Annotated in this window: 22 protein-coding genes; 9 read left to right on the forward strand and 13 right to left on the reverse strand. The window is 61.0% G+C overall.

The genetic code is table 11. The features are described 5' to 3' along the window. A complete protein-coding gene (locus ACTIE1_RS11280) occupies nucleotides 1–486 on the reverse strand; it encodes a hypothetical protein (protein ID WP_439562895.1) in 486 nt (161 codons plus the stop codon). A gap of 369 nt (nucleotides 487–855) precedes the next feature. Continuing rightward, the gene (locus tag ACTIE1_RS11285; protein ID WP_439562896.1) at nucleotides 856–1,146 is read right to left on the reverse strand and encodes a DUF2218 domain-containing protein; all 291 of its coding nucleotides are present in this window, start codon (nucleotides 1,144–1,146) and stop codon (nucleotides 856–858) included. Nucleotides 1,147–1,246: 100 nt separating this feature from the next. On the opposite strand from ACTIE1_RS11285, the gene ACTIE1_RS11290 reads away from it, so the two are divergent. The 5 genes from ACTIE1_RS11290 to ACTIE1_RS11310 all read left to right on the forward strand — a co-directional run bounded on the left by ACTIE1_RS11290 (nucleotide 1,247) and on the right by ACTIE1_RS11310 (nucleotide 5,361). Continuing rightward, nucleotides 1,247–2,149: a siderophore ABC transporter substrate-binding protein gene (locus tag ACTIE1_RS11290; RefSeq protein ID WP_439562897.1), complete on the forward strand. Its 903-nt coding sequence runs from the start codon at nucleotides 1,247–1,249 to the stop codon at nucleotides 2,147–2,149. A gap of 4 nt (nucleotides 2,150–2,153) precedes the next feature. After that, a complete protein-coding gene (locus tag ACTIE1_RS11295) occupies nucleotides 2,154–3,101 on the forward strand; it encodes an iron chelate uptake ABC transporter family permease subunit (RefSeq protein WP_439562898.1) in 948 nt (315 codons plus the stop codon). Then, nucleotides 3,094–4,038, forward strand: a complete 945-nt coding sequence (locus ACTIE1_RS11300) for an iron chelate uptake ABC transporter family permease subunit (protein ID WP_439562899.1) — start codon at nucleotides 3,094–3,096, stop codon at nucleotides 4,036–4,038. The genes ACTIE1_RS11295 and ACTIE1_RS11300 overlap by 8 nt, the downstream gene beginning before the upstream one ends. Next, on the forward strand, nucleotides 4,035–4,796 hold the full coding sequence (locus ACTIE1_RS11305; protein ID WP_439562900.1) for an ATP-binding cassette domain-containing protein: 762 nt from the start codon (nucleotides 4,035–4,037) through the stop codon (nucleotides 4,794–4,796). The genes ACTIE1_RS11300 and ACTIE1_RS11305 overlap by 4 nt, the downstream gene beginning before the upstream one ends. A 70-nt stretch (nucleotides 4,797–4,866) precedes the next feature. After that, nucleotides 4,867–5,361 (forward strand): MarR family winged helix-turn-helix transcriptional regulator, encoded by a 495-nt coding sequence (locus ACTIE1_RS11310; protein WP_439562901.1) that lies wholly within the window; start codon nucleotides 4,867–4,869, stop codon nucleotides 5,359–5,361. Between the two features lie 63 nt (nucleotides 5,362–5,424). Here ACTIE1_RS11310 and ACTIE1_RS11315 read toward each other — a convergent pair whose 3' ends face one another. The 9 genes from ACTIE1_RS11315 to ACTIE1_RS11355 form a co-directional block, all read right to left on the reverse strand. Beyond that, nucleotides 5,425–7,425, reverse strand: coding sequence for a TonB-dependent receptor domain-containing protein (locus ACTIE1_RS11315; RefSeq protein WP_439562902.1), 2,001 nt, complete (start codon nucleotides 7,423–7,425; stop codon nucleotides 5,425–5,427). A gap of 227 nt (nucleotides 7,426–7,652) precedes the next feature. After that, on the reverse strand, nucleotides 7,653–8,582 hold the full coding sequence (locus tag ACTIE1_RS11320) for an FAD:protein FMN transferase (protein ID WP_439562903.1): 930 nt from the start codon (nucleotides 8,580–8,582) through the stop codon (nucleotides 7,653–7,655). Nucleotides 8,583–8,584: 2 nt separating this feature from the next. Next, a complete protein-coding gene (locus tag ACTIE1_RS11325) occupies nucleotides 8,585–9,163 on the reverse strand; it encodes a nitrous oxide reductase accessory protein NosL (RefSeq protein ID WP_439562904.1) in 579 nt (192 codons plus the stop codon). Continuing rightward, complete coding sequence (locus ACTIE1_RS11330; RefSeq protein WP_439562905.1) at nucleotides 9,160–9,981, reverse strand: ABC transporter permease; 822 nt, start codon at nucleotides 9,979–9,981, stop codon at nucleotides 9,160–9,162. The genes ACTIE1_RS11325 and ACTIE1_RS11330 overlap by 4 nt, the downstream gene beginning before the upstream one ends. After that, nucleotides 9,978–10,871 (reverse strand): ABC transporter ATP-binding protein, encoded by an 894-nt coding sequence (locus ACTIE1_RS11335; protein WP_439562906.1) that lies wholly within the window; start codon nucleotides 10,869–10,871, stop codon nucleotides 9,978–9,980. The genes ACTIE1_RS11330 and ACTIE1_RS11335 overlap by 4 nt, the downstream gene beginning before the upstream one ends. Continuing rightward, a complete protein-coding gene (locus ACTIE1_RS11340; protein WP_439562907.1) occupies nucleotides 10,840–12,183 on the reverse strand; it encodes a nitrous oxide reductase family maturation protein NosD in 1,344 nt (447 codons plus the stop codon). Before ACTIE1_RS11340 ends, ACTIE1_RS11335 begins: the two co-directional genes overlap by 32 nt. A gap of 1 nt (nucleotide 12,184) precedes the next feature. Then, nucleotides 12,185–14,143 carry a TAT-dependent nitrous-oxide reductase gene (gene nosZ / locus ACTIE1_RS11345; protein ID WP_439562908.1) on the reverse strand — a complete coding sequence of 653 codons (1,959 nt, stop codon included), beginning with the start codon at nucleotides 14,141–14,143 and terminating at the stop codon, nucleotides 12,185–12,187. Next, on the reverse strand, nucleotides 14,136–16,358 hold the full coding sequence (locus ACTIE1_RS11350; protein WP_439562909.1) for a 4Fe-4S binding protein: 2,223 nt from the start codon (nucleotides 16,356–16,358) through the stop codon (nucleotides 14,136–14,138). The genes nosZ and ACTIE1_RS11350 overlap by 8 nt, the downstream gene beginning before the upstream one ends. 3 nt (nucleotides 16,359–16,361) lie before the next feature. Continuing rightward, a complete protein-coding gene (locus tag ACTIE1_RS11355; protein WP_439562910.1) occupies nucleotides 16,362–16,736 on the reverse strand; it encodes a hypothetical protein in 375 nt (124 codons plus the stop codon). A gap of 131 nt (nucleotides 16,737–16,867) precedes the next feature. Between ACTIE1_RS11355 and ACTIE1_RS11360 the strand changes: the two genes are divergently transcribed. The 4 genes from ACTIE1_RS11360 to ACTIE1_RS11375 all read left to right on the forward strand — a co-directional run bounded on the left by ACTIE1_RS11360 (nucleotide 16,868) and on the right by ACTIE1_RS11375 (nucleotide 20,198). Then, entirely contained in the window at nucleotides 16,868–17,299 is a 432-nt protein-coding gene (locus ACTIE1_RS11360; protein WP_439562911.1) for an RrF2 family transcriptional regulator, read from the forward strand. Nucleotides 17,300–17,567: 268 nt separating this feature from the next. Further along, on the forward strand, nucleotides 17,568–18,149 hold the full coding sequence (locus tag ACTIE1_RS11365; RefSeq protein WP_439563380.1) for a hypothetical protein: 582 nt from the start codon (nucleotides 17,568–17,570) through the stop codon (nucleotides 18,147–18,149). Nucleotides 18,150–18,315: 166 nt separating this feature from the next. Beyond that, a complete protein-coding gene (locus ACTIE1_RS11370; protein ID WP_439562913.1) occupies nucleotides 18,316–19,527 on the forward strand; it encodes an NnrS family protein in 1,212 nt (403 codons plus the stop codon). Then, a complete protein-coding gene (locus ACTIE1_RS11375) occupies nucleotides 19,524–20,198 on the forward strand; it encodes an NnrU family protein (RefSeq protein WP_439562914.1) in 675 nt (224 codons plus the stop codon). Before ACTIE1_RS11370 ends, ACTIE1_RS11375 begins: the two co-directional genes overlap by 4 nt. On the opposite strand, the gene mog is transcribed toward ACTIE1_RS11375, so the two are convergent. After that, nucleotides 20,195–20,731, reverse strand: a complete 537-nt coding sequence (gene mog, locus ACTIE1_RS11380; protein ID WP_439562915.1) for a molybdopterin adenylyltransferase — start codon at nucleotides 20,729–20,731, stop codon at nucleotides 20,195–20,197. The genes ACTIE1_RS11375 and mog overlap by 4 nt on opposite strands. After that, a complete protein-coding gene (locus ACTIE1_RS11385; RefSeq protein ID WP_439563381.1) occupies nucleotides 20,721–21,233 on the reverse strand; it encodes a DUF2478 domain-containing protein in 513 nt (170 codons plus the stop codon). The genes mog and ACTIE1_RS11385 overlap by 11 nt, the downstream gene beginning before the upstream one ends. Nucleotides 21,234–21,511: the final 278 nt, after the last annotated feature.

The raw sequence follows: 21,511 nt of genomic DNA on the forward strand, positions 1-21,511 counted from the left end.
TCAGTCCAGACGCGTCACAACCCCGTCCGCAAACGCGGTGATCAGGGTCTGATAGGCGCGCTCTGCTTCAACGCTTTCAAACAACAGCGGCTCTCCGTCCTCGTCCACAGCGGTCACACCGGACAGCGAGACGCTAAGTTCATAGGAATTGAAATTCGCGTTGTTATTCTCATCTGTCACATTCACCTGACCGACCAGCACAGATTGTTCCAGATCGAAATTGCGTTCAAACGCATTGGCAAGCGCGACTTCTTCCAGCCGCACCGAAATGCGGGCACCTTCATCTTCGATGCGGTCCACGATCTGGGCCAGAATGGCGTTTTCCAGATCCTGCGCAATCGAAGACCAGAACAATGCCGCCTCTTCGTTGCTGATGGCGGTGATATCGGCAGTGACGGTCACTTCGGACACTTGGTCGACGCCTGCAAGCGCAGTGCTGGACGCCAGTGCAAACAGGGCGGGGGCAAGGTGACGTGCAAGTTTCATGGTCCGTTTCCTTTTGTTGGGACGGTCGTGTTTCAGACCTTATGGGATCAAAAACCCCCATCCCCCGTTCTGGTTCCCGTGAACCCGAACCCTGCGCGGAATTTCGCGCCTTGGGCGTTGTGTTGCGGTACCACCCGCGCGTCACATCCTGAGCAGAAGGATTTCTGCCTTCAGGTGGTATTCGCTGGCGCATCGATGCGCCTGTTGCAGGACCGGCGTTAAGATGCGGCAGAATGCGCGGCGCAGCAAAGTGACCCGTGCCCTGCCGACGGTCCGGTGCCGTTTCGCGCGCTGTCGCCGGGACCGACAGCTACTTTAGCAAGGCGCGGATTTTAACCTGTATTCAGACCCCCAATGTTCGGCGGGTATCTAGGACCAATGCATCGTTTTGAAACCTTCGCGAAAGGCAAAGCGCTCCAGATGGCTGTCGATGATCGTCTTGGCGCGTTCAAGCTGTTCAAGTGTCGTGGCCGTCACAGTGATTTGAAGGTCACTTTCCGATGCAGACAGGGTGCATGTCCCAGTTGGCAAGCCGACCTCCCCGCTGGTTTCATTGAAACTTACGGGAATTTTATGGGCAAAGTGCTTGCACAATTGCTGAAGATAGGCGCTTGCCTTCAGTGTGGGGAACCGGCCCAAAGCTGTTTGTGTGGATTGCATTTCCCAAAATCCTGATTTAATTGCTCAGGCATACACATGACAAAAACAATCAGGTATGTCCAGCCGCCGCCAGACATCCGCTATCAGCACAGGAAAGAATATGCGCATTATACTTGCCGTGGCGGCCCTAACAGCACTTCCCTTGACGGCGCTGGCACAGGACGTGACGATTGAAACCCATCCCGGCCCGGTCACCCTGCCTGCCAGCCCGCAAAAAATTGTGGCGCTTGATCTGGCCGCAATCGACGCGCTTGATGCACTTGGCATTCCCGTTGCCGCCGTACCCGCCATTACGCCGCCTGCATATCTGGCTGACACGATGGCAACGCTGCCGACTGTCGGAACACTGTTCGAACCCGATCTTGAATCGCTTGCCGTTATGGCCCCCGACCTGATTGTCGCTGGCGGTCGTTCGCAGGCGCAGGTTGGGGCATTGTCGCGCGTTGCCCCGACAATCGACATGACGATTGTGGGCAATGACCTGATCGGGCAGGCACGGGCGCGCGTCCTGGCCTATGGCACGCTGTTCGGCAAATCCGCGCAGGCAGATAGCCTGATCGCGGGGCTGGATGATCTGGTTGCCCAAACCACCGAAGCTGTTGCGGGCAAGGGCGGTGCGCTGATTGTGCAGACCAATGGCGGCAAATTGTCGGCCTATGGTGCGGATAGCCGTTTTGGATGGCTGCACAACGCCATCGGGCTTCCCGAAGCCTTCGAGGGTATAACCGCCGAAAACCATGGCGAGTCGGTGTCGTTTGAATTCATCGCGGAAGTGAACCCCGACTGGCTGCTGGTTCTGGACCGTGCCGCCGCCATCGGACAGGAAGGCGAGGCCGCGGCCGTGACGCTGGACACGCCGCTGATCGCAGGCACAACTGCGGGACAGCGCGGGCAGATCATCTATCTTGACGGCGGTGCGATCTATCTGGCGGGTGGCGGTATCCAGTCTGTCCAGATCGTGCTGGACCAGATCAGGGCCGCGTTCGAGGGCGCTGGCGGCTGATCACTTGCGCGGTTTTCCTGTTGCCCTGACCGGGCTTGCCCTGCTGGGGCTGGCAAGCCTGCTGGTCGGGGCGACCAACCTTTGGAACACCCAGCTTGACGCGGGCATGGTGCTGGCCATCAGCCGTGTTCCGCGCACGGTTGCGGCCATGCTGGCGGGCGCCGGACTGGCGCTGGCGGGTGTGGTTGTCCAGCAAAGCGTGCAGAACAGGCTGGTTGACCCCGGCCTGATCGGCACACCGGAATCGGCCATGCTGGGCCTGCTGGCAATTACCCTGATAGCACCCGGTGCCGCTTTGCTGGTCAAAATGTCGGTGGCCTCACTTTCCTCGCTTGCAGGAACAGCCGTTTTCTTCGCGCTGGCGCGTCTGGTGCCCCGACGCGACCCGATGCTGTTACCGCTGGTGGGCCTGATTTATGGCGGGATTCTGGGGGCTGCAGCAATGTGGCTGGCATGGGTCAACGATCTGGTGCAATTCATCGGCATATGGCAAACCGGCGAATTCTCGGGCGTTCTGCGCGGACGGTATGAGCTGCTTTGGATCATCGCGGCGCTGGCCGTGGCGCTGTTTTTGCTGGCCGACCGGATCACACTTCTGGGGCTGGGCGAGGATTATGCCCGCGCCTTGGGGCTAAACTATCTGCAAACTGTGCTGTTGGGGCTTGGCTGTGTGGCGGTCACCTTTGCGGTGGTGGTTGTGACCGTGGGCGCAATGCCCTTTGTGGGGCTGGTCGTGCCCAATATCGTGTCACGCTGGCGCGGGGATAATCTGCGGCGCAATCTGCCTTGGGTCGCGCTTTTGGGCGCGGTTCTTGTTCTTGCAGCCGATCTGCTGGGCCGCGTGGTGCGCTGGCCCTACGAGATACCGGCGGCAACCGTTTTTGCGGTTTTCGGGGCGGGGTTGTTCCTGTGGCTGCTGAACACACGCAAGACACAGGCACAGCATGGTTAGGTTGCGCATGGCAGCACTGGCTGCGACCCTTTGCCTGTTATGTGCGTTTTTCCTGCTGTGGAATTTGCGCGCGCCGATGGGCTTCATTCTTGAACTACGGGCCGAGAAGCTGGCCGCACTTGTGCTGGTTGGGGCCGCGACCGGCGCGGCAACGGTCCTGTTCCAGACCATCGCAACCAACCGGCTGCTGACCCCCGGTATTGTCGGGTTCGATGCGCTGTTTATCTTCACCCAGACGCTTCTGGTGCTGCTGCTTGGGGGGGCGGGCTATGTGGCGCTGGACAACATGGCCAAGTTCCTTGTGGAAACAGCGCTTCTGGCGGGGGCGGCCATGGCGCTTTTCGGGGTTCTGTTCCGCAAAGGGGCCGAAGATATCATCCGCATGATCCTGACAGGCGTTATTCTGGGGGTTCTGCTGCGCGGGTTGGCGGGCTTTGCCCAGCGCCTGCTGGACCCGTCGGAATTCGCAGTTGTCCAACAGGCCAGCATTGCCAGTTTCAACACGGTTGACCCCGGTTTGCTGGGAATTGCGGCGCTTGCGCTTGGCGCGGGTCTGGCGGGGGCGCTGCGGCTGGCGCCGCGTCTGGATGTGGCCGCATTGGGGCGCGTTCAGGCGCGTGTTCTGGGGCTGAACCATGACCGGCTGGTGCTGTTGTCCCTTGGTGTTGTTGCCCTGTTGGTGGCAGTGTCCACTGCCCTTGTCGGGCCGATCACATTTCTGGGGCTGCTGGCGGCCAGTTTTGCACATGCCCTGTTGCGCGATCACAGGCATATTGTGCTGATTCCGGCCGCTGCCATGATGGGTGCGGCGATACTGCTTGCGGGCCAGACCATATTCGAGCGCCTGATGGGCCTGCAATCAGCACTGGCCATCATTGTCGAATTTGCCGGAGGATTGCTGTTTCTGGCACTGGTGCTGAAAGGGCGCAAATCATGATCGACATCGACAACCTGTGCCTGACGCGGGACGGGACGCAAATTCTGCACAATGTCACATTGCGCATTCCGTCGGGGCGGCTGGCGGCAATTATCGGGCCGAACGGGGCAGGCAAATCCACGCTGTTGCATTGCATGGCGGGACTGCTGGCACCGGATTGCGGCAGCGTGCAGATAAACGGGCAAGATATTCATGCCCTGCGCGAGGATCGCCGCGCGCTGGTTCTGTCCTTGCTGACCCAATCACAAGCCGCCCTGCCCCGCCTGAGCGTGGGGGATCTTGTCGCCTTCGGGCGCTGGCCCCACCATCGGGGCAGGCCACGCGCGCAGGATCACCAGATCACCCGCGAAGCGCTGCGCCGCTTCGATCTTGAAGCCTTGGCCCAGCGCAATGTCGAAACGCTGTCCGGCGGACAGCGCCAGCGGGCCTTTGTCGCAATGGCCTATGCGCAATCGACCCCGTGGATGCTGCTTGACGAACCGCTTGCCGCGCTGGACCCGAAATATGTCCGTGACATCATGGACCGGCTGCACGGCATGACAGGTTCGGCCACGGGCCAGCGCAGTATTGCGCTGGTGCTGCATGATCTGTCTGTCGCCGCACGCTATGCAGATTACTGCATCGCCATGAAGAACGGGCGCGTCGTTGCTGCCGGACCATGGCAGGAAACTGTCACCTCGGACCTGCTGTCAGACTTGTATGAAACGCCGCTGCGGCTGGCAGCGCTTGACGGGGTTGCGGTTGTAGTGGGACTGTAGCCCCCTTCTATCCGGCGCGATCCCGCCCGATTCTGCGCAGGCCGCCCCATTCAACACGACAAGAGGTAGCATGCGCCACCCGAATGATTCAGCCGCGACCGACCCAGAACGCGCACAAACGCGCTATGGGGACGCGCATCCTGAAATCGCCTATTTTCGGGTGCATTTTGCCCTGATGCGCATATCCCGCACGCTGATGCCCCCGATCGAGGCCGAACTGCGCGCGCAGGGCATTGCCGATCCGGTCTGGTACGAGATCCTGCTTGCCGCAGAGGAGGCCCCGACAGAAGGTGTGCGGATGCAGGATCTGGAACACCGGCTTTTCCTGCCGCAATACGCAGTTTCGCGCCATGTCGCGCGCATGCAGAAGGCGGGGCTGGTCACATGCAAGGCCCGCGCAGGCAAAGGGCGCGGGCAGAGCGTGCATGTAACGGACATGGCGCGGGGGCTGCATGAACGGGTATGGGACGCCTATTCCGCGCAACTTCGCGCGGCACTGGCGCCAAAACTGGATACGGACGACGCCTATGCCTTGCTTGATATTCTGAACCGCCTGTATCCGTAATACCTGCACATAGCAGCGTGGTTCCGTTGGCGCGGGTCATATGCGCACCAACGGAAACCGTATTCAGAACCGCAAAGAGGTCGTCAATGTGACACTGCGGCCCGGCTCGAAGAAGGGTGTGACGCTGTTGAAATCGGCCCCGTAGGTCGCACGATCAGCATAATGCTTGTCAAAAAGGTTGTTCACCTCGGCGCGAATGACAAGCCCCCTGACCTGCGGTGCGTGATACTCCGCAAATAGGTTGGCAACCGCATAGCCGGGAATGCCGCGGTCCGATCCGGCAGCGATGGTCCGATAGGCTTGCGCGGCCTGCACACTGCCCCCGAAGGCGAAATCGCTGTTGCGGGGCTGGTGCTGGGCCTCCAGCGCTAGCACCCCACCAAGGGGCGCACCCAGATCCAGCGCCGAATAGCTGTCAGAAGCCTGACCATCAACCTTGATCCTGCTGCGGGAATAGCTGGCGCGCAGATACCCCCCGTCCCAGCCATAGCCCAGACCAAGGTTGAACCCGCGGCTTTCGGCGTCACCAATCGCGTTGCGCGCATAGACACTGACCCGCGCGTTATCTATGCGGGTCAGGAACACTTCACCATCCAGACGCAGATTGCCTGTCTCGTAGTCGAAACCCATTGTGTAATTCGTGGATCGTGCGGCGCGCATGTCGCTGTAATCCCAGGCAGGGTTGAAGATGAAGTTATCTTCCAGTGACAGCCCCCCAAACACCGAAGACGCCCCTGCCCGCAGCCGCAGCGCATCAGTGAACTGATAGGCCGCCGAGACATTGCCACTGAACCCCCTGAAGGAATTCTGCCAGTCATTGACCCCAGTGAATCGCTGGCTGTCGAAACGCAGACCAAATGACAACGACAGCGCATCACTCGGGTCAAGGCGGGCTTGTGCATAGATGCCGGTATTGCGCGCTTTCTCTCGCAAAGGCGCTGTGGCATTGTCACGATAGGTGCTGGAGCGGTCGTAGTAATCCACACCCGCCGTCACGCTGCCCAACTCGCCAAGGTTGAAACGGTTTTCGATCTTGCCGGAAAAGGTGGAACTGTCCCCCCAGCTGGTCCCCAATGCAGGTGCCAAGGGCTGGTCCACGCCAACCCGCACGCGCGAGCGGCCGAGGACAATGCGCGGGTCCCAGAACCCGTCAGCGGCAGTGTTTTCATAGGACACGGAGAATGTGTCGCGGGTGGTGTTGTAGCGTCTCGGCTCTCTCGGGGCACCCACGCCAACCATGTTGGCGCGAAACGGGCGCAGGGCGTCATCAATCATGCGCAGGCCGGAAACCTCGATGCGGTGGCCTTCGGGGTTCTCGAATGCGAATTTCAGCAACCCCGATGTCAGATCTGCGGCACTGCCCGCAATGGTGCTGCCATCACCCGCGCGGTAGTCATTGCCCTTGGCGCGTTTCAGATATCCCACAGCTTCAAAACCGGCATGACGCGCGGCAAGGGTGACCGACCCGGCAGGTGTCTGGCCATTGCTGCTATAGGAAAAGCGCGCATTGCCGCCAACAGATTGGCCCGACAGCAAAATATCTTCTGCATCGACCGTTTCCATCACAACCGCCCCTGCCAGCGCATGCGGCCCCGCATCTGCTGCGGCCGCGCCTGCGTCAACACGGACCGATTTCATAAGACCGGGATCAAACGCATTTGCCGATGTGTGGTGGAAGATCCGGTTATTCTGCGCGACCCCGTCCAGCGTGACCCCAAGGTTCAGCATATCCACACCATTAACGAAGATTTTCTGCGCCACAGGAATGCCCCCGCCAACCGAAACGGATGCAATGCCCGAAAACAGGTGCCGTAGATTCCCCATGCGCGCCCGATCCAGCTCGGCGTCGGCCACATAATGGCTGTTTCCACGATCTGCGGCATTGCCGTCCGGATCTTGTGCGCGCATGAACGCCGGGTCCAGCACAAGCTGGCCCAGATGCAACTCTCCTGCGGTCTGCGCGAAACCGCTTGTCGCGCAACAAAGCGCCAGAACCGAGGAGAGCGTGAAACTATAATAGCGGTGTCCAGATCGCGGACGATCTGTGTGTACGGGCAGGGTCATGGCAAGCTCCAGCGTTAGGGGAAATGGCTGGGTGCATGCCTGGCTCGGGGGGTAACTACAGAATTTGCAATTAACATGCAAGTGCATGTTATGGTCATGAAACACTACACCCTTACATTCTGCCGGACCTGTCGCGGATTGACGCCGCTGCCATGAATGCGACCTGAATGATTGTGCTGCGATGCAGGGATTATCGCTCTGCGTCACTGCATCCGGCGGATCAGAGCCTATACCACAAGTCGCTCGATTCTTGCCTGCGGAAACGCCTGAAGCGTTTGTGCGATCCGGTTGCGGTTCATCAGGCAGAAGGCCGTGCTCAGACCATCGGCAAGCCATGCCTGCGGGGCGGTCACAGTGACAAGTTTCCACCGCTTATGCGCGGGCAGCCCGTTTTTCGGGTTCAGGATATGACCAACGCGGCCTTCGCCGTCAAAGCTGATGCCCTGCGCGGCAGAACTTGCCAGCGCCGCATCCCGAAGGGCAGCCCGTTCTGGCAGCAGGTCATCCCCGGAACGCAAACCAATCTGCCACGGCTGGCCGTCCGGCGCGTGACCAAGCGCTGCAAATTCGCCGGTATTGACCAGCACATCGGTCAAACCCTGCGCACGCAACAGCGCGGCCACCTTGTCAGCTATCAAGCCTTGCGCGATGCCGTTCAGGCTAAGCGCCATGCCGTATTTCAGTCTTAGCTCATTGGGATCAAGGCGTATTTTTTGAAACCCGACATGTTCCAGCACAGACTTTAGCACGGTGGCGTCGGGCAGGGCCGCATTGGTTTTCCCTGCGAAGTGGCGCGCATAGAGCACCCAGAGCGGCTGGATCGTGGGGTCGAACATGCCATCTGTGGCACGGTAAAGCGTTGCGCAGTGGCTTAGGCATTCCAGCAATTCGGGCGGTGGGGCGGCCAGCCTGCCAGTCGCATTCAGCCGGTTCAATGCCGATCCGGGCGTGTGCAGGCTGAAGACATCTTCCAGGCGTGCAATCTCGGCGCGGGCCATCGCCACGATGCGGGGGGCGTCCGGATGCGCCAGCGTGATCGAGGCATCCGCCCCCAGCGCCACCCCGCGCCAGTGATGCACCGATTGCCCACGCGCCGCCACCGGCAAGGCAGCGGCAACCGCAGAAATGGCCAGAAACCGGCGTCTTGACAAGGTCATGTTCATCCCTCCTGTCCGCGCGACAGGGCGCGCAGGCGTTCTTCGAAATCGCCATCATCCTCAATGCCGATATCGGATTCAAATTCGACAGGGGCAAGCACCATGTCATCGGTGATGCCATTCAGGCGCAGGGCCTCGCCGCCATGGCGGGTGATGAAGGCCTGCGCGCCCTCATGCGTGGCAAAGGGCACCAGTTCGGGGGTTTCCATCCCCCCCACCATGTCCGACCCCACAACGTAATAGGCGGCACCCGCAAGGATCCAGTTATCCGCGCCGGGGTTGGCCCAACTTGCCCCCGACCACCCCATATCCGAGACATAGATGGCCGCGATCATGTGGCTTTGTTCCGGCATCCGGTCATAGGCGATGGCATCGCGCACCTGAGAGAAGAACAGCGGATAAGGCAGGCCATCGAGGAAAACCTGCGCCTTGGGGCCGGGGTGTTCCAGCATCTCCATCTGGCAGAAATGGCCAACCGCCTCTTCGGTCATGGTCACGGGGGCAGGCAGTGCGGCGGTGCTGTCCTCGCGGCAGGCGGCAAGCGCAAGGGCGGCGCAGCAAAGAAGGGATGCGTGTTTCATGGCGTCACCTTTCTGAAGGCCAGCACAGCCAGCCCAAGGCCCAACAGCGGCCAGAGCAGGATTGACGCCAGCGCATGTGACGGCGCAATGGTCTGCGCGGCGGCACCGATACCGGCGGCCGCGGCCGTCGCGTCTGACGCCGCCAGATTATACAGGCGGAAGGCATCGGCGGGGTTGCCCACCAGCAGCCACGGGAAAACCTCGGTGGTGAAGCGCCCGCCATCATCGGCCACGACAGCGGCCAGAAGCCCCAGATCGTAAAGCACGATCATTACCAGCCACAATGCAATCGCCAGCCCCGCCGCCGCACCGGGCCTGCGCGCGAAAGCCGAGATGGCATAACCAATGGCAACAAAGGCCGCACCCAGCAGAAGCGAGGTCCAGAACAGCCGGAACATGGCCGGAAAGCCCGCGCTGGCGCGCGGGTCTGTCCAGATCGCTGCCCCTGCCGCCAGCCCGTAGCCAATGGCGACCGCCAGCGACAGGATGACAAGATGCGCGATGAACTTGCCCAGCAGGATTTCAAACCGCCCCAGCGGATAGGTCAGCATCAAGGGCAACGTGCCGCGCTCGACCTCGCCTGCGATGGCATCAAAACTCATCAGCAGGGCAACCAACGGCACCAGATAGACCGCTAGGCTGGTCAGGCTGGCCACGGTCACCGACAGCCGGTCCGCGCCCAGCGTTCCCGTGGGCGCACTGCCTGCACCCGCCAGCACCAGCGAGAAGATCGCCATCATGGCAATCGCGATGGCGACCCAGCGGTTGCGGAATGCGATGCGGAATTCGGCGGCAGAAATGGCAAGAATGGCGTTCATGGCTGCACCTGCTTGCTGAAATGGGTGTAAAGGTCTTCCAGGCTTGGGGGGATCACCTCCACATCCTCGATCATGTCGCCCAAGGCTGTCACCTGCCCCAACCGCGCCAGTTTCTGATCTGGCGCACAGGACAGCGTGACCGTGGCCCCATTGAAACGCGCCCCGCCCAAACGTGCGGCCACCTGATCGGCAGCGGCTGCAGAAGCGCGCACTTGCATCAGGATCGGCAAGGCGGCCTTGCGGCGCAACTCGGCCAATGCGGCATTGGCCACCATCACGCCCTTGGACAGGATCACGATGCGGTCGGTGCGGGCCTCAACCTCGGTCAGGGCATGGCTGGACAGCAGGATCGACGCCCCTTCGGCGGCCAGCCCGTCCAGCGTGGCATAGAATTCCCGCCGCGATACGGGGTCCAGCCCCGATGTGGGTTCATCCAGCACCAGCAGGCGGGGCTGCCCGATCAGCGCCTGCGCCAGCCCCACGCGCTGGCGCATCCCCTTGGAATAGGTGCCAATGCGGCGTTTCGCGGCCTCGGCCAGCCCCACACGTTCCAGCAGGCCCATCGCATCGCGCACAGGCGCGCCGCGCAGGCGCAGGTAGGTGCGGATCTGCTCCAGCCCCGTAAGGGCGGGGTGGAAGGCGACATTTTCGGGCAGATAGGCCACCTGACGGCGCGCTGCGCGGTCGCCGGGGGAGGCACCCAGCACCTCGACGCGGCCAGAGTCATAAGGGATCAGGCCCAACACGATCTTCATCAGCGTGGATTTGCCCGCACCGTTATGGCCCAGAAGGGCGATACGCTCGCCGGGGGCGATATCGAAACTGACCTCGCGCAGCGCGCGTGTGGCCGCGAATGTTTTAGTGAGCTGTGAGAGGGTCAAGTTCGGCATCGTCAAACCTTCCATATTGCCATGCGGGGCGGGCTTCGGCCTCCAGCTTGGCAATGTCATCGGGAACGGGGATTTCGGGCGCGCGCATCAACGGGAAACTGTCCAGCACGCCACCGGGTAAGGTGGCGGGGAATTGGGCCTGCGCAAAGCGGATCAGTTGCACGGCAGGCGAGCCAAGCAGCAGGCCAGCGGCTGGTTGGGACCACAGGATATGGTCCATCATGTCATTGGGGCGGAATTTCGCATCGGCAATCCCGTCGCCATCCAGATCGAAACTGGCATGATCCGACCAGTAATTGCCGCGCCCGTCATGACTCCATTCAATGTCACGGGTGCCAACATATTTGACCTGCGTGCGGTTGCCGATGAACGCATTGCCGGTCAGCGCATTGCGTTCAGAACCGGCGGTGAAATGGATACCGATATCGCACCCCTCAAACCGGTTGCCGACGATCACGTTGCGATGGGCGTTATAGATGAAGGTGCATTTTTCATGGCTGCCGCCACGGATCAGATTGCCGCTGACATCGGCATTATTGGCGAAATTCAGCATCAGCCCGTGGCCACGGTCGCGCAGGGACAGGTTGCCCGTGACCTGTGTGCGGTTCGAGAACATTATGGCATAGCCAAGGTGGTTGCCGATCGAGACATTGCCCGAAACCTCGCTCAGGTTCGTATACATGAAATGCACGGCAAAGCGCAGATCGCGCATGATGTTGTCGCGGAAGATATTGTCGCGCGAGGCATTGGCGAAAATCCCGTCGCGGCCAAAGCGGATGTCATTGCCTTCGACAATCGTACCGGGCGCATTCCAGACATAGATTCCATTGCCGCGGTCATTCATCCGCGCATCCTGCCGGCCAATGATCGTGTTGCCGCGCACGATGGACTCGGTTGCGCCAAAGACATGCACGCCGACAAGGTTTTCGTTCATAACATTATTTTCGATCAGCGCGCGGGTGGCGGTGCGGTCCAGCTTGACCGCGGCATCCACAACCGGATGGGCATTGCCGGACCCGATCAATGTCAGCCCGCGCACCACCACATCCGCGCCGGTCACGCGGATCACATCTGCCACGCCCTGCCCGTCAATCGTGGCTTGCCCGCGCCCGTCCAGCGTTATGGGGCGCTCAAGGGTCACCGGGCCATCGTGGCGGCCCGGCGCAAGGACAAGCACATCGCCGGGGTTGGCCCCGGCGATGGCCGCGACCAGCGCCCCCGGATCAGCGGGCACGAAATGCTGCCCCGCCCCGGCAAAAGCCGGAACAAGGGCCGCAAGCAGCGCCGCAAGAAGGAAACGCAGGCCGCGCATATCAGGCGTCCTTCGGTTCGACGAACATGCGTCCGCGCATTTCCATATGCAGCGCATGGCAGAACCACTGGCAGTAATACCAGTAGACGCCCGCTTTCGCTGCCACGAAGGTGGCTGAAGCCGTCTGGTTTGGGCTGATTTCAAACGCGACGCCATGGTCGCCCATGCAGAAGCCATGCGCCAGATCCTCGATATCATCGAGGTTGGTGATGATCACCGTCACCTCGTCACCTTCCTTGACGGTAAAGCTCTCCAACGAGAAGTTGGGCGCCATGGACGACATGTAGACGCGCACCTTGTTGCCATCGCGCACCACGGTTTCCATCCAGTCGTCGATATCGACGCCGTCGGCTTCGGCGATACGCCGCGTTTCCGCCCATGTCGGATCATTGCGGTCATAGACATGCAGCGGGTTGACGATGTCGCTGCGCACAATGATCGAGTCATGCGGTTCGGCAAAGGTCGGCCCGTCATGCACCAGCCGCAGATTGTCCCCTTCAATGACGAACAACTGCTCGTTCTCGGCCTTGAGGGGGCCGACATTCAGGAAACGGTCCTTCGAGAACTTGTTCATCGACACGAACCACTTGCCATCCGCCTCCAGCGTTTCGCCCATCGAGGTGGAGTTGTGGCCGGGCTGGTAATGCACATCGGTCTTGGACAGGATCGGGTCCACATCCTCGCCGTTGAACAGACGGATCGCGTCCGCGATGTTCCATTTCACGATCTGACTGTCGAGGAACAGCGTGGTGAAGGCATTGCCCTGCCCGTCAAACGCCGTATGAAGCGGGCCAAGGCCCAGTTCGGGTTCGGCCACCAGAACGGTTTCGCGCGGATCAAGGCTTTCATCCGCGAAGATCAGGTCGAATTTGGTGACATCAAGCACCGAAACCGTGGGCGACAGCTTGCCCGCAACGCAAAGGTGCTTCTTGTCGGGTGCCATGTTGATGCCATGCGGGTTGTTCGGGATCGGCACATAGCGCGTGTAATCCTTGTTCTGGCCCTTGCGCCCGTCCACAACCTTGACGCCCTGCAATTCGATATAGTCCCCTTCGCGGATGGCGCGTTCGATCGCGGCAATGTTGAAGATCACCACATGGTCCATCTCCGAGGATGTCATCTCGGCCAGGTTCGTCCCCATTTCCGAGTTGTAGCTGGTCGAGAAGGCCCATTTGCCCTCGTAATCGGCATCGGTGTTGTCAAGGTTTCCCGAAACCATCACCTGCCAGGCGACGTCCATGGTGTCGGCGTCCAAAGCGGTGAAGAAGTTTACATATTTTTCGGGTTCATCAAGAATATTGCCGTCATTGACCATCGGGCCTTCATCCTCGCCATTGGCAAAGACATAGTTGGTGCGCGGGTATTTCTGCGGACGCAGCCCGTGAATGGCCTTGGCGTTGGGGATTTCCGTGATCTTGTCGCATTTCATGATGTCGCAACGAATGCGCGCCACGCGCGTATTCGCCTTGTCATTCATGAACAGGAAGCGCCCGTCATAGGTGCCATCAGTGAAGGACATATGGATATGGTGCAGGTCGCCATTGTCGTGGATCTTCTTGCCATTAGCCTCCAGAAAGGCCTTGGTCTTGGGCAGCATCCGTTCCTGATGAATGCGGATCGATTCATTGGTCTGCCCCCAGCCCGTGGCCGAGCAGCGGTTGAACACCGGCACGCGCATCAGTTCGCGCATGGAAGGAATGCCAAGGATGCGCATCTCGCCTGTCTGGCCCGAAGACCAGAAGCCGTAATATTCGTCCAGCTGCCCCGGCCCGACATGGTAATCCGCCGCTGCATGCGCGCCCTTGGTCGCTGCCGCAGTGCCAAGCGCCGCCGCGCCGCCCATCAGGCCCAGTCGTGCCGCGCCGCCGCCAAGGCCTGCGCCCATCAGCGCCGCGCCGCCTGCGGTTGCCCCCAGCAATCCGCGCCGGCTGATGCCGGGTTTTTGTGTCTTGTCAGACATTGGAAGTCTCCTTCTTCAGGTTGGGATGGTTCGCACGGGCAGGATCGACCGCTTTGGGCGCGGCACTCGCCTTGACAGACTCGCGCCGCTTCAGCTTGCGGATCACGACCGGGCATTTCGTTTCCGACTGATAGAGCACCTGACAATTCATGCAGTTCAGGCATTCATTGGGGTTGATCTCTCCCGTCGGGTGGATGGCCTGCACGAAGCACTCATTCGCGCAGGTCTGGCACGGGGTGCCGCATTCCGGATAGCGTTTCAGCCAGTCGAACATGCGAATCCGTGCCGGAATCGCCAGCGCCGCGCCCAGCGGGCACAGATAGCGGCAATAAAAGCGCTCGATGAACAGCCCGATGCCAAGAAGCACCAGCGCAAAGCTCACGAAGGGCCAGGCGCGGTCGAATTTCAGGACAATCGCGGTCTTGAAAGGCTCAACCTCGTTCAGGCTGCCTGCCCATGGCACAGCGGCCAGCGACGCCGCAAAGAGCGCAAGAAAGATGATGTATTTCAGCGGCCACAGGCGTTCATGCAGCCCCCAAGGCAGGGTGATCTGCGGCACCTTGAAAAACCGCGCGATCTGGTTGGTCAACTCCTGTAGCGCACCGAAGGGGCACAGCCAGCCGCAATAGGCGCCGCGCCCCCAGAAGATCAGCGCCGCCGCCACCGCCCACCACAGGATGAAGGTCAGCGGGTCCAGCATGAACGCCTGCCAGCTGAACCCCGCGCGCAACGAGTCCACCAGCGCAATGATATTGACGACCGACAGTTGTGCCGCCGCATACCAGCCCAGAAAGACCAGAGTGAAGGTCAGAAACCCCATGCGGAACCAATAGGTTGCGCGCGCTGAACGGGTCAGGAACATCTGGAAGAAAAACGCCGCTGTCAATACGGCCAGCATGAGGGCCAGCCCTGAAATCTCGACGCGGCGATCCCACCAGATACGTTCGATCAGCGCCCGCTGCGCGGCCAGTTCGGCCTCTTGGTCATGCAGATCTGGCAGGACAAGTTGCGGCGCAGCAACTTCCGTCAGATATGGCCGCGGCATCTGGAAGCCCAGATCGAAGGTGGTGAACACCCGTTCCAGCGCGGCCACGTCACGGCTGACCAGAAGCTGCAAGCGCCATGGCTGGGTCGGGTCAAACCCGTATTCGGCCGGTATGCGGAACAGGTCCAACTCGTCAAAGGACGGTGCGCCACCCACGTCCAGCGCCCGCAAGCGGCGGTTGTCGCGGTCGCGAAAACGGATGGATTGTTCGTTCTGGATCAACACGATGCGGTCGAACACACCGCCGCGCACATAGCCCGACCCCTTGAAGGAATAGAGCCCCCGCCCGCCGATCACCAGCGCGTGCTCACCCTGTTCCAGCCAGTTTTCCAGATTTGCGAATTCGCGATCACCGATCAGGGTGCGTCCGATACCCGGCACGCTGGCCACGGTCGCATACATGTCGATGAAGCGCGTATCTTCAGGTTCGGTCAGGGCGCGGCGGGTGGCGCGCGGGTCATCCATCGCGGCGAAGGCCGCGTTGACCTGCCCCACATCCAGCGACATGCGCCGCACCGTGCCGTCACCAACCAGCGTGAACCAGTCATCCGCGACGGGTGCATCGGGGTTGATTTCAAATTGCGGGCCTGACGCGACATCGCGCGGGGCCAGACCACCCAGCCCCAATGCGCGGGCCACACGGATACCCGAGCGGACGATGGAATCATCGATCACCATGATCGTGACCGTTACGCCCGAAATGATGTTAAGGTCCTGAATATCCCCGCCCGCCTGCGCGGCAATGGTCAGGTCCAGCCCGATATGGTCCTGCATCAGATCGCGGATGCGCGATTCAGGGATGCCGATCAGGACTATGGGTTCCCAATGCTGGACAAGGTTCAGCCCGATGATGCGGGCATCATCGTCAATGGCCACCATTGTATGGATGGGTTTGCCCGCATAGCCGGTCGTGCCGACATAGTCAGAGGTGATGAAAACCCAGCCGATCTGCGCGTTGCCGCGTAACAGGGGGGCAGCGGGAATGTCTTCGCGCATCGGGCCAAAGCCGGTTGCGTCTGGAACAAGCGTGTCGGGTGCAACTTCGGCCAGAAAACGCGGCAAATGCGGGGTCTGCGCCAATGCAGGCGCAAACGCCAGAAGGCAGAGTATGACGGCAAGGCAACTGAACCACAAAGCGCGCGGAACGCCGGAAATGGCTGGGGAAATCATAGATCAGACCTGCTTCAGATAAGGGGGCGCGCGTGGCTGATGGGCCATGCGGGATATGACGGGGAGTGCGAGCGAGATGCGGGGGGCGCCTGCAAGCGCGCTGGTAATTTCATGCGCGCGTGTCGCGAGGATTTCTGACGACAACGCCGCAGTCACGCGCAGGCAATCCTGACATAGGGTGTCCGGACAAGTATCCGGATCAATCGGATCGCCAGATTCATCCACGAAGATCGTCTCAAGGCCGGTTTCACCACAGATCACCAGTTCATGCATGTCCGGCGCAGGTGTCTTGGCCTGTGCATACCCGTGCGCCACGGCACTTATGACAAGGCCAAGCGCCAGCAGGGCAGACAGGAAAGGGGTTGCACAGCGTTTCATGCGTGCACGCTAGCAAGGGATATTTCAAAGGTCTTTGATCAAGATCAAATTAAATATCCTTTTATAAGAATCGATATGCTATATCTTTGCAATCGGGTTAACATTCACGGACCGTATGGACGAACGAGACAATGCAGCTTTCGAAATTCACCGATTATGCCTTGCGTGTGCTATTGCTTGCCGCCAGCAGCCCTGATCGCAACACAACGATCCGCGAAGCGGCCGAGATTTACGGCATTTCCCACGCACATCTGAAAAAAGTTGTGCTGCTGCTGTCCAAGCAGGGCTATCTGGAATCGATGCGCGGGCATGGTGGCGGGTTTCGCCTTGGCTTGCCACCTGAACAGATCAACCTTGGTGCCCTGATCCGCGCGACCGAAACGGATTTCGCGCTTGTCGAATGCTTCAATCCGAATTCGGGGTGCAGTATTGCGTCTAAATGTATTCTGCCGGGCATCCTTGATGAGGCGCTGACAGCATTTCTGCAGGTGATGGACAAATATTCTTTGCAAGACATTGTCCTGCAGCCTGACGCCTTCGCATTTGGCGGGTCTTGCGGGTGAAGGCATGGCAACAGAAACGTCGATCAGGTCCTGATAGGCACTAGATCCTGATAATCCGACGCAGACCCGAACCAGCACTTCAGTATGAATACCGCCGGACTGCGAGCGTGAACAACTTCCCATCTTAGGGCGAAGGCTTGATGCATGTCAATGAAGTCTGACAGATGCTTCTTTATCCTGCCGTCAACACCGGTGTTTTCACATTCACCGTTCCCACGCCAGTCGCCAACAACTTCAAGCCCGAAAGACGATGTTATGGACCCTGTCATTGACCGATACGCCCGCCGCGCAGGCCAGCGCGGCAGCCGAGGCGCTGACTGCCGAGGGGTATGTCGCCATCGGGCTGGACCATTTCGCACTGCCGGAGGATGATCTGGCCATTGCTGCGCGTGACGGGTGGCTGCGCAGGAATTTTCAGGGCTACACAACCGATCAGGCCGAAACGTTGATCGGGATCGGCGCAACCTCGATCGGGCGCACGCCTGCGGGTTATCTGCAAAACATCGCTGAAACCGGCGCATGGTCCCGCGCGGTCGAAGCAGGAAATCTGCCCGTTGCCAAGGGGCGGGCGTTTGTTGGTGAGGACCGGTTGCGCGCCGAGGTGATTGAACGGCTGATGTGCGACAGCCATGTCGATGCCGCGCATATCGGCGCAAAACATGGGGCGCCTTCGGACTGGTGGCGGGATGCGGCAGCGGGGCTTGCCGAAATGCAGGCGGATGGTCTGGTATCAGTTCGCAACGGTCAAGTGGTTATGACAGATCGGGGTCGCCCGCTGGTGCGGCTGGCGGCGGCCGCGTTTGACACATATCTGGCGGACAGCACCGCCCGCCATTCTGTGGCGGTCTGAGCAGGCATTTCTGCGCAGCGTGATCTGGCAACGCTATTGCACTTGGTGCGCGTTAAGGGGCGTCTTTCATCGCAGGCCCAATTCCGACTGTTTTGCTGGGTTTGGCATTTACGCGCGGCTTGTGCTTGATTATAATCAAGCCATGTAGCCCCAAGGAGGCCCCGCCATGACGACCACCGCCAGACAAAGCCGCGACTGGACAGGCCCTGCCGTGCTCAGCTACGGGTTTCGGCCCTTTTTCCTGTTCTCTGGCCTTTGGGCCGCGTTCGCCATGGGTATCTGGGTCTTTCTGCTGACCGGCCGTGATCCCCTGCCCATCGCCTTTGCGCCCACGGATTGGCATGTGCATGCTTTTGTGTTCGGCTATCTGTCTGCGGTGATCGCAGGCTTTTTGCTGACAGCAGTGCCCAACTGGACAGGGCGTCTGCCTGTGGTGGGCTGGCCGCTTGCCGGGCTGGTGGGCCTGTGGTTGCTGGGGCGTCTGGCGGTGCTGATCGGCGGGGGCTGGCCTGCATGGGTCGTGGCGGCGCTGGATCTGGGCTTGCCGATGGCATTGATCGCCTTCTTGACGCGCGAAATCATCACTGGACGCAACTGGCGCAATCTGCCGGTTCTGGGCCTGATGGCGCTGTTTGCCATGGCCAATGGCCTGTTCCATCTAGAGGCCTCGCAAGGCCCCGCGCAGGATGGATATGGCCTGCGGTTGGGGCTGGCGGCTGTGCTGATGCTGATCGCGCTGATTGGCGGGCGGATTGTGCCAAGTTTCACACGCAACTGGCTGGCCAAGCGGAATGCCACCCGCCTGCCTGTCGCGTTCAACCGCGCTGATGGCGCTGTATTGGGGCTGACTGGTGTTGCGCTTCTGGCCTTTGTGATCGCCCCCTATGGGGTCGTCACCGGCACCCTGTGCCTGACCGCGGGGCTGGCCAATATATGGCGTGTCGCACGCTGGCACGGCTGGCAGACAGGGCCGGAGCCACTGGTTTGGGTGCTGCATGCGGCCTATGCACTGCTCGCGCTCGGGTTTCTGATCGTGGGCGCGTCGGCGCTTGATCTGGTGCCGCAATCGGGCGCGCGTCATGTCTGGCTGGCGGGCGCGGTCGGGCTGATGACCCTTGCGGTAATGACCCGCGCAAGCCTTGGCCATGCGGGCCTGCCGCTGACGGCCAGTCGTCCCGTGACAATGCTTTATCTGGCGCTGATCGGGGCGACGCTCGCGCGCCTGCTGGCCGGGTTTGCAACCGGTCAGGTCTGGCTGATGCATCTGTCAGCGGCGCTGTGGATCGTGGCCTTTGGCGGCTTCTCGGTCATCTACTGGCCAATCCTGACACGTCCAAAACGCGCGCCGAAACCCGCCAGCAGACCGCAACCGGCATGAACGCCTGGATTGCCTATATCGGCGCATGGGCGCTGTTTCTGCTCACCCATGCTGTGCCCGTGCGTCCGCCCGTCAAGCCGTGGCTGATCGCGCGGCTGGGTCCGGCGGGCTACGGGATCGCCTATTCCGCACTCTCGCTCGGGGTGCTGGGATGGCTGTTTATTGCGGCTGCCCGCGCGCCCTATGTTGCGCTGTGGCCCATGCCTGCGGCGGCGCACTGGATCGCCTTGGCCGCGATGCTGCCTGCGGTGCTGCTGCTGGCGCTGACCCTCGGGCGGCCCAACCCGTTCTCTTTCGGTGGGGCACGGAATGACCAGTTTGACGCCCAGCGCCCCGAACTGATCGGGCGCATCCGCCACCCTGTGCTGGCAGCGCTTGGTCTATGGGCAGCGGCGCATCTGGCCATCAATGGCACATTGGCCCATGCGCTGATGTTTGGCGGGTTTGCCGGTTTCGCGGTGCTTGGGATGTGGCTGATCGACCGCCGCAAACAGCGCGAGATGGGCGCTGCCGTGTGGCAAGATTTGCGCAGGCGCAGCTTGAACGCGCGCGCCACACTTCCACCGAATGCAGGTTTACGCCTTGGCGCGGGTGCCATTGTGACCGGCGCGTTGATTGCCGGTCATCAATGGCTGTCCGGTGTGGCGATCTGGCCGCGCTTTGTGCCTTAACCCGACTTGGGACGAAACGCCTTGCAGCGCGCAGGGTCCGTCTCGATCCGGCGCGCGCCGATCAGGTCAAGGCAATAGGGCACAGCCGCAAACACGGCCGCAAGGCAGGTCGCAATCGCGGCGGGCTTGCCGGGTAGCGTGATAAACAGGGTCTTGCCCCGCACGCCTGCGCTTTGGCGCGACAGGATCGCCGTGGGCACCTCCAGCAGTGAGGCGCGGCGCATTTCCTCGCCGAAACCGGGCAGGTCGAATTCGATGATATCGGCCAGCGCCTCGGGGGTCCGGTCGCGCGGGGCAGGGCCTGTGCCCCCTGTGACCAGCACCAGATCAGCACCACCATCAGCCAGCGCGCGCATGGCCTTGGCCACAATCTCGCGCCCGTCCGCAACAATCTGGCGGGTCACATCCAGCGGTGATATGATGGTCGCGCGCAGCCACTCCTCGGCTGCGGGGCCACCAAGATCGGCATATTCCCCGCGCGCGGCGCGATCCGACACGGTCAGAATGGCAATGCGCGCAACCTCAGGCGGCATGACGCTGCCCGACGCGCAGACACCAATCGGTGACATAGGCCAGATCCGCAGGCAGGCCCTCGGCCAGCCAGTCGGCGAATGCTTCGAATGCAGGCAGGTTCAGCGCATTGACACCCACAAGGACCGGCATGCCCAGACAGATCGCCTCGCCGATGACGGGCACAAAGCCACCACCTTCGGCCTCGGACTTGCCGAATTTGTTGACAATCAGCAAATCCGATCCCTGAAGCGCCCCCTCGGTCGCGACAACAGCCTGTGCCAGAACACTGGTATCCAGCGTGCACCCCCGCGCGAGGGCGCCACGATCTTCGCTGATGCGCAACACCTGACCCGTGGACAGAAGTTGCAGGTCCATGTCACATTTGCGCCGGTCCGCGCGGGCCGTATTGGTCTGCACAGTCCCGCAAAGCGCCAAGCGACCGGCCAGCGCGTCAACCACCTGCGACAGAAACAGATCACTCGCGCCCCGCCCTGGCAGACAGATATATCCCAATCTCATCATGCGCGTCCTTTGTCGTCATTCGTTTCACAAGGCATATGCCATTGGCGACCACCAACCCTTGATATGAATCAATAGAAATATGAAATCTTCAGATTCCTCTGCAGAAAAGTGCAAAATACCTGAACTACGTCAACGTATATGAATTGATTAACATCAACAAAAAAAATCCCAACACCCGACCAAAGTGACCCAGGCTAACCTTTCGTAACCAACCTCTGATTGCCGTATACATCTGGAAAACAGGGTTCTTTTCCGCAGTTTCTGTAGCAAAAAAGCCC

Source organism: Roseinatronobacter sp., from assembly GCF_051859525.1.
Lineage (GTDB): Bacteria > Pseudomonadota > Alphaproteobacteria > Rhodobacterales > Rhodobacteraceae > Roseinatronobacter.

Excerpts from the sequence above, each read along its gene's own strand:
- ACTIE1_RS11370 (WP_439562913.1), top strand. The coding sequence starts at position 18,316 with ATGACGACCACCGCCAGACAAAGCCGCGACTGGACAGGCCCTGCCGTG.
- ACTIE1_RS11305 (WP_439562900.1), top strand. The coding sequence starts at position 4,035 with ATGATCGACATCGACAACCTGTGCCTGACGCGGGACGGGACGCAAATT.
- ACTIE1_RS11375 (WP_439562914.1), top strand. The coding sequence starts at position 19,524 with ATGAACGCCTGGATTGCCTATATCGGCGCATGGGCGCTGTTTCTGCTC.
- ACTIE1_RS11355 (WP_439562910.1), bottom strand. The coding sequence starts at position 16,736 with ATGAAACGCTGTGCAACCCCTTTCCTGTCTGCCCTGCTGGCGCTTGGC.
- ACTIE1_RS11290 (WP_439562897.1), top strand. The coding sequence starts at position 1,247 with ATGCGCATTATACTTGCCGTGGCGGCCCTAACAGCACTTCCCTTGACG.
- ACTIE1_RS11350 (WP_439562909.1), bottom strand. The coding sequence starts at position 16,358 with ATGATTTCCCCAGCCATTTCCGGCGTTCCGCGCGCTTTGTGGTTCAGT.
- nosZ (WP_439562908.1), bottom strand. The coding sequence starts at position 14,143 with ATGTCTGACAAGACACAAAAACCCGGCATCAGCCGGCGCGGATTGCTG.
- ACTIE1_RS11330 (WP_439562905.1), bottom strand. The coding sequence starts at position 9,981 with ATGAACGCCATTCTTGCCATTTCTGCCGCCGAATTCCGCATCGCATTC.
- ACTIE1_RS11385 (WP_439563381.1), bottom strand. The coding sequence starts at position 21,233 with ATGATGAGATTGGGATATATCTGTCTGCCAGGGCGGGGCGCGAGTGAT.
- ACTIE1_RS11300 (WP_439562899.1), top strand. The coding sequence starts at position 3,094 with ATGGTTAGGTTGCGCATGGCAGCACTGGCTGCGACCCTTTGCCTGTTA.
- ACTIE1_RS11320 (WP_439562903.1), bottom strand. The coding sequence starts at position 8,582 with ATGACCTTGTCAAGACGCCGGTTTCTGGCCATTTCTGCGGTTGCCGCT.
- ACTIE1_RS11360 (WP_439562911.1), top strand. The coding sequence starts at position 16,868 with ATGCAGCTTTCGAAATTCACCGATTATGCCTTGCGTGTGCTATTGCTT.
- ACTIE1_RS11310 (WP_439562901.1), top strand. The coding sequence starts at position 4,867 with ATGCGCCACCCGAATGATTCAGCCGCGACCGACCCAGAACGCGCACAA.
- ACTIE1_RS11315 (WP_439562902.1), bottom strand. The coding sequence starts at position 7,425 with ATGACCCTGCCCGTACACACAGATCGTCCGCGATCTGGACACCGCTAT.
- ACTIE1_RS11335 (WP_439562906.1), bottom strand. The coding sequence starts at position 10,871 with ATGCCGAACTTGACCCTCTCACAGCTCACTAAAACATTCGCGGCCACA.
- ACTIE1_RS11340 (WP_439562907.1), bottom strand. The coding sequence starts at position 12,183 with ATGCGCGGCCTGCGTTTCCTTCTTGCGGCGCTGCTTGCGGCCCTTGTT.
- ACTIE1_RS11280 (WP_439562895.1), bottom strand. The coding sequence starts at position 486 with ATGAAACTTGCACGTCACCTTGCCCCCGCCCTGTTTGCACTGGCGTCC.
- ACTIE1_RS11325 (WP_439562904.1), bottom strand. The coding sequence starts at position 9,163 with ATGAAACACGCATCCCTTCTTTGCTGCGCCGCCCTTGCGCTTGCCGCC.
- ACTIE1_RS11285 (WP_439562896.1), bottom strand. The coding sequence starts at position 1,146 with ATGCAATCCACACAAACAGCTTTGGGCCGGTTCCCCACACTGAAGGCA.
- mog (WP_439562915.1), bottom strand. The coding sequence starts at position 20,731 with ATGCCGCCTGAGGTTGCGCGCATTGCCATTCTGACCGTGTCGGATCGC.